The 11,700-nt window shown below is 60.5% G+C and carries 9 protein-coding genes and 1 pseudogene; 5 read left to right on the forward strand and 5 right to left on the reverse strand.

Going from position 1 to position 11,700, the window contains the following annotated elements; genetic code table 11:
- The 3 genes from JWR14_RS05760 to JWR14_RS05770 all read left to right on the forward strand — a co-directional run.
- Positions 1–726, forward strand: a 726-nt coding sequence (locus JWR14_RS05760) for an ABC transporter permease (RefSeq protein WP_299702858.1), incomplete at its 5' end; no start/stop codon positions are given.
- A gap of 116 nt (positions 727–842) precedes the next feature.
- Positions 843–1,604, forward strand: a complete 762-nt coding sequence (locus JWR14_RS05765) for an ABC transporter permease (protein WP_299702904.1) — start codon at positions 843–845, stop codon at positions 1,602–1,604.
- Between the two features lie 8 nt (positions 1,605–1,612).
- Positions 1,613–3,382, forward strand: coding sequence for an ABC transporter ATP-binding protein (locus tag JWR14_RS05770; RefSeq protein WP_299702861.1), 1,770 nt, complete (start codon positions 1,613–1,615; stop codon positions 3,380–3,382).
- Positions 3,383–3,450: 68 nt separating this feature from the next.
- On the opposite strand, the gene JWR14_RS05775 is transcribed toward JWR14_RS05770, so the two are convergent.
- Entirely contained in the window at positions 3,451–4,815 is a 1,365-nt protein-coding gene (locus JWR14_RS05775; protein WP_299702864.1) for an LLM class flavin-dependent oxidoreductase, read from the reverse strand.
- 72 nt (positions 4,816–4,887) lie between these two features.
- The gene (locus JWR14_RS05780) at positions 4,888–6,240 is read right to left on the reverse strand and encodes an LLM class flavin-dependent oxidoreductase (protein WP_299702866.1); all 1,353 of its coding nucleotides are present in this window, start codon (positions 6,238–6,240) and stop codon (positions 4,888–4,890) included.
- 256 nt (positions 6,241–6,496) lie between these two features.
- Between JWR14_RS05780 and JWR14_RS05785 the strand changes: the two genes are divergently transcribed.
- Complete coding sequence (locus JWR14_RS05785) at positions 6,497–7,795, forward strand: acyl-CoA dehydrogenase family protein (RefSeq protein WP_299702869.1); 1,299 nt, start codon at positions 6,497–6,499, stop codon at positions 7,793–7,795.
- 168 nt (positions 7,796–7,963) lie between these two features.
- Here the strand turns inward: JWR14_RS05785 and JWR14_RS05790 are convergent, their stop codons facing one another.
- On the reverse strand, positions 7,964–8,167 hold the full coding sequence (locus tag JWR14_RS05790; RefSeq protein WP_031356584.1) for a cold-shock protein: 204 nt from the start codon (positions 8,165–8,167) through the stop codon (positions 7,964–7,966).
- Between the two features lie 712 nt (positions 8,168–8,879).
- On the opposite strand from JWR14_RS05790, the gene JWR14_RS05795 reads away from it, so the two are divergent.
- Positions 8,880–9,725: a protein-L-isoaspartate O-methyltransferase gene (locus JWR14_RS05795; protein WP_299702898.1), complete on the forward strand. Its 846-nt coding sequence runs from the start codon at positions 8,880–8,882 to the stop codon at positions 9,723–9,725.
- 29 nt (positions 9,726–9,754) lie between these two features.
- Here JWR14_RS05795 and JWR14_RS05800 read toward each other — a convergent pair whose 3' ends face one another.
- Complete coding sequence (locus JWR14_RS05800; protein ID WP_299702901.1) at positions 9,755–11,179, reverse strand: FAD/NAD(P)-binding protein; 1,425 nt, start codon at positions 11,177–11,179, stop codon at positions 9,755–9,757.
- A gap of 228 nt (positions 11,180–11,407) precedes the next feature.
- Positions 11,408–11,700 (reverse strand): annotated as a pseudogene (locus JWR14_RS05805) (hypothetical protein); the annotation flags it as partial.

The raw sequence follows: 11,700 nt of genomic DNA on the forward strand, positions 1-11,700 counted from the left end.
CTGTTGCGGCTGGGCCATGCGGACCTGGGTACGTCGTTCGTGATGCAACAGCCCGTTTCCTCCGTGCTGCGTAGCCAGCTTTTGCCCACAGCGGAGCTGGCGGGATCGGCTGGCCTGCTGGCGATCATACTGGCGATCCTGATCGCCACGCTGACCGCCGGGTCGGCATCGAGACAGGGCGCGTGGGGCACGCGTATCGCTTCAGTGCTTGAGCTGACATTCACCTCCACGCCGGTGTTTTGGCTCGGCATGTTGCTGCTGATTGCCTTCTCGTTCCAACTTCATATCTTCCCGGTTTCAGGCGCAAGCGGCTGGCGTTCGCTTGTACTACCCGCTGTGACGCTGGCGTTGCCGACGGCGGGGATATTGTCGCAAGTGATGCGCGAGGCGCTTGAGACGGCGCTGGAGAAGCCCTTTGTCACCACGATTCGTTCGCGCGGCGTGGGCGAGCTCGCACTGCGTTTTCGCCACGTTCTCCGGCATGCATTGTTGCCCGTCGTGACGTTGGGCGGCTGGCTCATCGGCAGCCTGCTCGGCGGCGCGGTGATCACTGAAAAGATGTTCGGTCGGCCCGGCATTGGCAGCGTGACGCTCAATGCGGTCACCGCGCAGGACGTGCCGGTCGTGCTCGCCGTGGTGCTGCTCGCGGCTTTCGTCCACGTGGTGATTTCGACACTGCTCGATGTCGCCTATCTGTTCATCGACCCAAGGTTGCGCAGCCAATGAGCGAGATCATTTATCCGGCCCCGCCCCCGCCCCCGGCCCCGACCACCACGCGGTCTTCTGAGTGGTAGGTACAAACCATTTCCCCGGGTGTAGTGCTCGCAGGCGTTTTCTTGCTGGTGCTGGCCGTTGCCATTGCTTATCCGCCTCTGGTCACGCACTTCGATCCGCTCACAAGCGACATCGCGCAAACGCTGCAGCCGCCCAGCGCACAGCACTGGTTCGGCACCGACCGTATTGGCCGCGATGTTTTCGCGCGGGTGATCTACGGGGCGCGTTATTCGCTGCTGATCGGCCTTGCCAGCATGCTCGTGAGTCTGGCGATCGGGCTCGTGATCGGCCTGACGGCGGGTTTGGGAAAACGTCTCACCGATGAATCCGCCTCACGCGTATTCGACGTGCTATCGGCTTTTCCTCCCATCCTCTTGTCGCTGTTTGTCGTGACGTTCCTCGGCCAGGGCATCGTCAATATCGCAATCGCGGTAGGCATCGCGGGCATTCCGAAATTTGGCCGCGTGCTGCGCAGCCAGACACTCGTGGTGCGGCGTGCCGACTATGTCACGCACGCTGTGAGCTATGGGCTCTCGCGTAGCCGTATCTTCCTGCGCCATGTGCTGCCCAACGTGCTGGTGGTCGTGCCGGTGATTGCGACCATCGACATTGGCAGCGCGATCATCGCGGTATCGGGCTTGAGTTTCCTGGGTCTGGGGCCGCAGCCGCCGACGCCCGAATGGGGCGTCATGCTCGCCGAAGGCCGTGACGTGCTGCGAGTCGCATGGTGGCCGAGCGTGTTCCCCGGTCTCGCGATTACGCTGACCGTTATCGCGTTTTCTGTGATCGGCAAGTTTTTGCAACGCAAGGTCGAGGGGCGAACGCGATGACAGGTACGGTGCATGAACCAAAAAAACTAGTCGATATCCGCGGCCTGACTATTCGCTTTCCAGGTGCTAACGGCGGCGAGCCGCTGGTGCGTGGTGTCGATCTTTCGATCCATGCCGGCGAGTGTGTGGCGCTGGTGGGCGAGTCAGGGTCGGGCAAAAGTCTGACCGCGCGTTCGCTGCTTGGTCTGGCTGGACCGCATGCAGTGATCGATGCCGGTCAGTTCGATATCGACGGCCGTCAGGCGCTGCGCTTCAGCGAACATGATTGGCGTTCGCTGCGTGGCACCTTCGCGGGACTCGTTATGCAGGACGCACTCGTGTCGCTCGATCCGCTGCGCACCGTTGGCGCGGAAATAGGCGAGGTGCTGGTGCATCATCGGCTTGCGCGCAAGCGCCGTGAGCGCCGGGAGCGGGTTCACGCGGTGATGCAGGATGTTGGTATCGCCGAGCCGGAACATCGTTCGACTCAGTACGCGCATGAGTTGTCCGGTGGTTTGCGTCAGCGCGCGCTGATCGCGTCGGCTATCGCGGCGGGGCCGGCGCTTGTAATCGCGGACGAACCGACAACGGCGCTCGACGTGACCGTGCAGGCACAGGTTCTTGCAGTCCTCGCAGCGCGGCTCGAACTGGGAGTAGGTGTACTGCTGATCAGCCACGATCTGGCGGTGGTAGCCGGCATTGCTGATCGTGTGCTCGTGATGCACAACGGTGAAGTGGTCGACAGCGGGACCGCCGAGCGCGTGCTGAACAACCCTTCCCATCCCTATACGCGGCAGTTGCTGGCCGCACAGCCGTCGGCACAATCGAAAGGGCATCGGCTGAGTTCGGCGCGATTCGTGACGACTGTATCCGCTAAGGGTCAAGCCGATGGAGACGCCACCCCCGGCGCACCGCTGATCGTGCGCGAACCCTTGCCGCTGCGACGTGCGCGTTCACAAAAAGTCGTGCTGCGCGTTGATGGTATCGGCAAGCATTATTCGCGGCGTGGCAAAGATCGTGGCGACACTTTTACCGCGCTACAGGGCATTTCGTTCGCAGTGCACGAAGGGGAAGTGCTGGGTATTGTCGGCGAGTCCGGTTCCGGAAAAAGCACCTGCGCGAACATCGTGCTGGGACTGGTTGAGCCGGACGCGGGCAACGTCGAATTTCTCGATACACGATGGAACGGCAGTAAAGTTTCCGAGCGTTCACGTCGCGACTTGCGGCCACGACTTCAGTACATTCCGCAAGACCCGCTCAGCTCCTTCGATCCTCGTCATTCAGTGGGCCAGTTGCTGGAAGAAGCGTTATGGTCGAAACGTCTAACCAAGCCCGCGTTGCTGGAGAAAAGCGTCGCGCTGCTTGAGCAGGTTGGACTTGATGCAGCGTTTCTCGACCGGCGCCCCACGTCGCTGTCGGGTGGGCAGAGGCAGCGCGTGGCAATTGCGCGTGCGCTCGCCCCGGAACCCGCACTGATTGTCTGCGACGAGCCCGTGTCCGCCCTCGATGTATACGTCCAGGCGCAGGTGCTCGACTTGTTGGCGGAGTTGCAGGGACGGCTGCATACGTCGTTGCTATTCATCTCGCATGATCTCGACGTGGTGCGTCACATAAGCGATCGGGTATTGGTCTTCAAGGACGGCCGTGTTGTCGAAGAAGGCGAGGCTGAACGAGTCTTTGCGGCGCCCGAGCATGCGTATACGAAGCTCTTGATGTCGTCTACGCCGGCGCTTCGGCGTTCGTATCCGAATGACAAAGTCAGAGCCGATGGTCCGGTAACGGAGAGCGAATTGTCCTGACAATACCGTGATTCAAAAATGGTCTGGTCGGGCCAGGGTTCTGGTTGAACCTGCCCGACTCATGGCGCTTAAACAGCGATCGCGCTGGCCCTCTCCGCCGAATAACGGTTCTCAGGCCGCGCAAGACCAAGATTCGCGCGCAGCGTGCTGCCCTCATATTCGGTGCGAAACAGTCCACGGCGGCGCAACTCCGGCAGCACGAGTTCGATGAAATCCGTCAGGCTGCCCGGCAGAACCGCGGGCATGATGTTGTAGCCATCGGCTCCATGGTTGACGAAGCGTTCTTCAAGTTGATCCGCGATCTGCTCAGGTGTTCCGACCACTTGCCAATGTCCGCGCGCGCCCGCCACGCGCAGATAAAGCTGCCGAATAGTCAGGTTCTCGCGCCGCGCCAATTCAAGCGTGAGAAGCTGGCGGCTCTTGCTCGCATTCGTTTCCGGCAGCTCGGGAATCGGGCCATCGAGCGGATAAGCTGACAAGTCGAAACCACCCGTAAGACCCGAGACCAACGCGAGACCCACCGCCGGATCAATCAGCGATTGCAGATGTTCGAACTTCTCGCGCGCCTCGCTTTCGGTGCGCCCGACAATAGGCATCACGCCGGGCATGATCTTCAGTTCATCCGGATGACGCTCATGCTGTTCGAGGCGCCCTTTGACATCGGCATAAAAATCGATCGCGTCCTGAAGGGTTTGCTGCGCCGTGAAGATAACCTCGGCGGTACGGGCGGCCAGCGCGCGGCCAGCTTCCGATGAACCCGCCTGGACGACCACCGGCTGACCTTGCGGCGAACGCGCAACGTTCAACGGACCCTTGACCTGGAAAAAGCGTCCTTTGTGATCGAGGACATGGCGCTTGGCGGGATCGAAGAAACGGCCTTGCTCTTTATCGCGCAAGAATGCATCGTCCTCCCAACTATCCCAAAGACGATCGACGACTTCCGCAAACTCGGTCGCCCTTTCATAGCGTTCGCCATGATCGAAGTGCTTGTCGCGATTGAAATTCTTCGCTTCGTGCTCATTCGACGATGTAACCAGGTTCCATCCCGCCCGGCCGCCGCTGATATGGTCGAGCGATGCAAATTTGCGGGCGATATGATACGGCTCGTTGAAACTCGTCGACGCGGTGCCGACCAGGCCAATGTTCTCTGTCACGGCAGCCAGTGCGGACAGCAACGTAATGGGCTCGAACTGAGCGATGTAGCTGTGCGCCGTGCGGCTCAGGAAGTCCAGGTTATCGCCTCGGGTGCCCACGCCATCGGCGAGAAACAGAAGATCGAATTTCGCTGCTTGCGCCGCTTGGGCGAGCTGCACGTAGTGCCGGAAATTGACACCGGCGTCCGCCTGAGCGTCCGGATGCCGCCACGCGGCAATGTGGTGCCCTGCAGGATAAAGAAAGGCGCCTAGGCGCAGTTGTCCGGTTCGCTTGGCCATGGTGTATGGGATCAGGTTGCTTCGTGAAAGGGGGCGCCGCGATGCGTGAGCGCGCTTGGTGCGGGTGCACGCCTATGCGCTTTTGCGCCATAAGCGCTGGTTGTCGGGACGCGCCAGACCAAGATGCTCGCGCAACGTCGTGCCTTCGTAACTCGTGCGAAAGATGCCTCGCTGACGGAGGATTGGAACCACGCCATCGACGAAGTCCTGCAATCCGCCCGGCAATGTATCGGGCATGAGGTTGAAGCCGTCGGCGGCGCCAGCGTTGAACCAGCGTTCGATGTCATCGGCGATCTGCTCGGGCGTCCCCACGATCACGCGATGCCCCCCGCCTCCCGCAAGCGCCCGGATGAGCTGGCGCACGGTGTAGCCGTGCTGCCGCGCTTGTGCCAACGTAGCGTGAAAGAACGTATGGTTGCCGTTGCCCTGGCCGGGCAAGCTCAGGTTGTCCGGCAGTTGTTCGTCCAGCTTGAGACGATCCGGCGTGACGCCGAGGGTACCGGCCAGCCGGGTGACGCTATAGCTCCACGGAATCAGGTCGACCAGTTCATCACGGCGACGCAAGGCGTCGGCCTCCGTTGCGCCGATAATCGTCGTCAGTCCCGCGAGTACCTTCACGGCGTTGGGACCGCGTCCAAACGCTGCCGCACGCGCCTTCAAATCGCGACCATAGGCCAATGATTCGTCGAATGATTGCGAGGCCGAGAACACCGCCTCGGCATGGCGCGCCGCAAGTTCGCGGCCATCGCCGGAAGCGCCGGCTTGCACCAGCACCGGATGTCCTTGCGGAGAACGAGGCACATTTAACGGACCCTGCACGGAGAAATGCGTGCCTTGATGCAGGACAGGATGAACCTTGTCCGTATCGACGAATAGTCCGCTCGTTTTATCCGCGATGAGCGCGCCGTCCTCCCAACTGTCCCAGAGCGCCTTCACGACGCTGGTGAATTCCGCGGCACGGGCGTAGCGCTCGGCGTGATCGGGCACCGCATCGCGCCCGAAATTGCGCGCCGAACCCAGGTCCGCAGTGGTCACGACGTTCCAGCCTGCGCGCCCGCCGCTGACGTGGTCGAGCGTGGCGAAACGGCGCGCGATGTTGTACGGCTCGTTATAACTCGTGGAGGCCGTGCCAATCACGCCGATATGTGAGGTCGCCGCCGCGATGCTGGCAAGCAGGATGGTCGGCTCGAGCGCGGTGATCGGGCGAAAGTCGATCTGGTCGGCGATAGAGGCGTTGTCGGCGAGGAACACAGCGTCGAAGCCGGCCGCCTCCGCGATTTGCGCGACCCGCACGTAGTGCCGAACGTCGATGAACGCTCGAGGATCGGCTTCGGCCAGCCGCCACGCGGACGGAACGAAACCTGAATGCAGGATATTGATGTTGAGGTGAAGTTGTCGTGGCGGAGTGTTGAGAGGTTGGGTCATCTTGCTCTAGCGCTTATTAGCTGACATTGGTTAACTTTGGATTCTTGACCGGACAGCCGCGCAAAGCGACGAATAAATCCGCTGATCGATATACGTCAGAACACTAAAGCACTAAACCGCATTCGCCATCGCAGATGGAGAACAGGGCTTGGGAAACCCGGTAAGTGCATATGGTTAGCACCTATCGTTCGTTGCCGGCGGATTGACGTGGCACTTATCCTCATCGTTCGCACCTGTTCAAATTGTGGAGAAGTGAATGACGACGTCAGCACCGGCGGACGCTGCGCTTTACGCGCGTTTCGCGGAGATATTCGAGCACATCGGCAAAGGGACCATAGAACGTGAGCAGGGCCGTGAACTCGCTCGCGATGCCGTCCAGAGTTTGAAAGACAGTGGCTTTACTGCGTTGAGAGTCCCGCGCGAATATGGCGGCAGCGGCGTTTCTTTGCCGCAGTATTTTCGTCTCCTGACGCGTCTGGGCGAAGCCGATTCGAACCTTCCGCAAATTATTCGCGCGCATTCGGGTTTCATCGAGCAGCAACTTGAAACTGGCGATGACCCAACACGTGAGCGCTGGCTGGGTCATATCGCGAAAGGCGAGATTATTGGCGCGGCTACCTCGGAGCGCACCGGCTCCACGCACAACAGCGTGACCCTCACGCCGGACGCCGATGCCGGTTTTGTTCTGCTGAACGGCGAGAAGTACTACAGCACGGGTACGCTTTATTCTGAATGGATCAACGTAGCCGCGCACGATGCGCAGACCGATCTCCACGTGCTGGTTCGAAGCGATGCGCCAGGCGTGGCGCGCACCGACGACTGGGACGGTTTTGGCCAGCGTCTGACCGCTAGCGGTACAACGCGTTTTGACAACGTACGTGTGCCCGTCGATCAGATCCTGTCGCGCTACAAGGCGTCAGAGCCGCGCCGCAATTCCTTGCTGACCGCGTTCTACCAGACCGTGCATCTGGCGACGCTCGCCGGTATTGCCCGCGCAGTATTGCGCGATGGCGTGGCGTTCGTTCAGGGCCGTACCCGCACGTTTGGCGTGGCGGGGCAGTCGAGCCCGCGTGACAATCCATTGGTGCATCGCGTAGTGGGGCGCCTCGCGAGTCTGGCGTATTCGGCTGAAGCGCTGGTCGAGTCGGTCGCCGCGGCACTTGACCGGGTGCATCGGGCGCGCATCGCGGGCGTGGCGACGCCAGAAGACTACGTTGCCGTCGATATCCAGGCTTATCAGGCGCAGCAAATCGTGCTCGAGCAAGTGCTCGAAGCCGCCACGCTGCTATTCGAGGTGGGCGGGGCGTCAGCTACCAGCGAGGCGCGCCGGCTCGATCGTCACTGGCGCAATGCACGCGTGATTGCTTCGCACAATCCGGCGATCCAGCGTGAGGCGGCGGTCGGCAATTACCATTTGAACGGGACTGCGCCCGAAGAACGATTCAGCCTTTCTCATTCCGCTGCGGATACGGCTGCTCCCGCTTTTAAATCAAACGCGGTGCATGGAGGGAAATCGGTAGTACAGGACGATGCATTTGCCAGGACTGGCAAATAGGATAGAACAGTGAGAACGGAGGTCGAGGTCTTTGGGCTTCGATCGCCGCTGACATATTGCGTGTGGTGACACGCAAAAAGTTACTACGGGGCGTGGCCATAGATGACCGCGCCCCGGCATCATCCGCGTGACGGATGAAAACCGGCCGCCGTGGCGGCCGGATCAAACTCAGGCAGGAACGATGTTCGATGCCTGCTTGCCCTTGGGCCCTTGCTTTACCTCAAACGTTACCTTCTGATTTTCCTGAAGGCTTTTGAAGCCTTCTGCCTTGATTTCCGAAAAGTGTGCGAACAGATCTTCGCCGCCGTCATCGGGTGTGATGAAGCCGAAGCCTTTTGCATCGTTGAACCATTTGACCGTACCGGTTGCCATGAGCGTATCCAAAATTTAGAGCTAACGAGTGAGAATAAAACCAGAGCGCCGAGCCGCGTCGCATTGCATTGTTGTGACAAGACTTCTCTAAGTCCGTGAGCGCGTCCGTAACAAAAAATCGCTGCGGCGCTATGCGCTTTTGGAATTATGGCGAATCAATTGTACGCCGCGCCAATAATTATTGAAGCTTTCCAAACCGGAAAAGCTGCGATGCGTGCGGATTAGGAAATCCGGTCGCTCAACTCGGCGGCGCCAAGCCCAAATAATGGGCCTGAAAACACCTTCTCGCCTGTATGCAGTGTTTGTCTGGACAAAGGGATTCTCCCAATTGGCCATTTACGCGTCCCCGTATATGGCGGAAATGCACTTAACGAATGCGTAATCCGCAGCATTCAGGCGCTGATAACTGAGTGCCGAAGGCTCGGAAGTAATTTTATCCGGGAGGGATTCGGTCGCTGCGTCAAGCTCGGACGACTTTACCGGATTAATGGAAAATTCAATGTGACTGCGCCTGCTTGCTGCAACAAAAAACGCAATTGCACTGCGTTATCAAGCAGATTACGGCTTCGTGAGGCGGGTTAGTGAGGGTGTCTTGACGCCGGACTAAGGCATTGCCACGATAGATCACGTCAGCGAAGCCGGTCGAGCTTATGCACAGTGAAAGCCCGCTTCCAAACCATCCGAGGCAAGGGATTGTCATGAAGGGGTTGTCGTGAATCGTAAGGAAAAGGCGAGTTTCACGGAAGCCAGGAAGCATTACGCCAAGTCCATGGCGGCCGCGAGCAAGTCCGATGACCCGAGGCTCGAGCGGGTGTTCGAGCTCGTGCCTCGTGAGGCGTTCCTGCCGCCGGGTCCGTGGAAGATCATGATCGACAACGAGTACTTCGATACGCCCAACGCCGACCCCATCCATCTCTACCAGAATGCCCTGGTTGCGCTCGATGCAACCAAGGGAATCAATAACGGCGAGCCGTTCCTTCACGCCGCGTGGCTCGGCGCGGCTACGCCGCAACGGGGCGACGTGGTGTGCCATATCGGCGCGGGTTCGGGTTATTACACCGCGATCCTTTCCGTGCTCGCGCTCCCCGGTGGTCGGGTAGAAGCGTTCGAAATCGAACCGGGCCTGGCCGAAAAGGCGCGCAAGAACTTGCAAGCGTTCGAGTGCGTGACTGTGACGCAAGGCGACGCGACCCAGTTGCCTTTGCCGGCGTCGGATCTGATTTATGTGAACGCAGGCGTCCTGGCGCCGCCGAGTGCCTGGCTCCGGGCGCTGCGTCCGCAAGGCCGCTTGATCTTCCCGTGGCGCCCGTCTGATGAAGTGGGATTAACCCTGCTGATCACACGAACCGGCGCGGGTTTTGAAGCGAAACCGCTCATGAACTCGTGGTTCATTCCTTGCGTCGGCGGGGCATCGACTGCGGATTTGTTCGTGAAGCCGCCGGACGTCCGCGCGGCATGGTCCGTCAAGTCAGCGTGGCTGACGTCTGAGCGTCTGCCGGACAAGACTGCGGTGGTTGTTTACCAGCATGTCTGGTTTTCTTCATCGGCGTTGGGTTGATGCACGCAGTCATGAGCACGCAGCACCCGTCAGCGCGATGTCCATGTCGATGTGTACGCGAGCAGACTGCCATCCTTGAGCACCCGTTCCAGATGCCGTGCGATGTCGGGTGCGCCGGTCATTTCACCGAAGCTTCCGCGTGTCATCGGGCCGAAGGCCAGCAAGCCCGGTGATACCTCGCCCTCTGCATTCCTGAGCTGACTGCGAAGATCGGTGTCGAGTCCGATTCCCACCGCATCGAGCCGCGCGAGCCCACCCTCCAGGAGCGACTTCACGAGCGGATTCCGGTCGATATCGCGTGCGGGCCCTGTACAGAAAACCACCGCGTCGAATGAGTGCTCTTCATGCGTACCACCTGGACGCCGGAGGTTGGCGCTCAAGTGCTCTGCCGCGCGAGCGCGACTGATCCCTACGATACCCGCCGTGGTAACGCTCATCTGACCGCTTTCGATTGCCCGCTCGATAGCCGTATGAATTTGCGGCGCGATGCGAAAGCGATGTACGTCCCAGAACGCCAGCAGCCTCGTCACCACCCGGCGTTGTTCGCGTGCGGGCAACGCGTTCCAGATCCGCGGAAGATCGAATCGCAGGGCGTCGGCGGCGGGTTGCCAGCCGATGCGAGCCCCGTCGCGCGCGATCCTCTGCCTGAGCTTGCGTACGAGTTCACGGGCGCTGGCGGGTGGGGCGGTGTTATCGAGGAAATCGGCGGCATCGGAGAAAAGTCCATGCGGCTGAGCGCGCAAACCCCGTCGAGAAATTGCGGTGATGCGTCCGGTATGCCCGCGTTCGATCAGCGTGACAGCCACGTCCGCCATCGTCAGGCCGGTGCCGACCAGCAGCACGGACGCGTCCTGCGGGATCGCTCGCAACGCGTCGGGCGCCCACGGAAGCGTGATCACCCGGGGATCGTGCAAAGCCTGTTCGTCGATGACCCCCGGTGGTTTGGAAGGCGTATGGCCGAAACACAGCGCAACGCGATGCGCATCCAGATGCGAACCATCGTCCAGCGTGACCGTGTAGCCGGATTCGACCTTGCGCACGCCGGTGGCGGTCGCTCGCCGATGCCTCACGCGCACATGCGAGGCGGCCTCGGCCACGACATCGTCCAGGGTTGCCGCTACATACTCGCCATATCGCGCGCGCGACACGTAGTAGCTGCCCTGGCCGTCGCTGCTGCCGGCATCGATTGCGTCGTGCGCCTTGAGCCAGCGCGTGGCATGCGTGGAGTCGCCGGCGAACAGGCTCATTCGGTCACTCGGCACGTTGATCCGATGCAGCGGGTCCGACGTTCCATAGGCGATGCCCCGGCCGAGTTCCGCCGACGGTTCCACAATGGTGAAGTCGAGATCGACGCCAGCCGGGCAGGCACGAATGGCGTGAATGACGAATGCGATGCCGGTGAAGCCGCCACCGATCACGACGATGTTCAACGGGGTAGGTCCGGAAGTGTTCAAGAGAGTGCTCATGATGCTGGAGCGTCGAGGATACCTCAGTCAGTACGCGGGGTGAACTGCGCGTAAAGCTGGAAATTCGCTAAGCTTGTGAGGATTGGTGGGATTGAATCCAAGGAGCACGTTGGTATGACGGGAGTGAGGTCAACAGGAAAGCGGGAAGAAAGAATTGATCTGGTTATATCGGAATGCTAATTATTGGTGAGAAAAATATAACCGTGTCCTGTAACGCTATCCGTGCTGGAACTCCAGCGCGGCTTGTACGATCGGCCGCGCCCATTCCGGCGTGGCGCTCAACGCATCTGCATCATGCCGATCGGGAAACATCACCTGAGCTTCGACCATCTCGAGGACCAGCATGGGATCAGGAATATCCTGTCCTGGAGCGGCGTCCACGCTATTGTCGAAGACTTGCAGACGACTGAGACATGGCAATAATTTGATCAGGTTTGCGCGAGATGTGACCCAGCGCTCGCGAATCTTGTTCTCTGGAATCGCGTGACCTTGGTTAGCGACGCGCAAGC

Source organism: Caballeronia sp., from assembly GCF_028292365.1.
GTDB lineage: Bacteria > Pseudomonadota > Gammaproteobacteria > Burkholderiales > Burkholderiaceae > Caballeronia.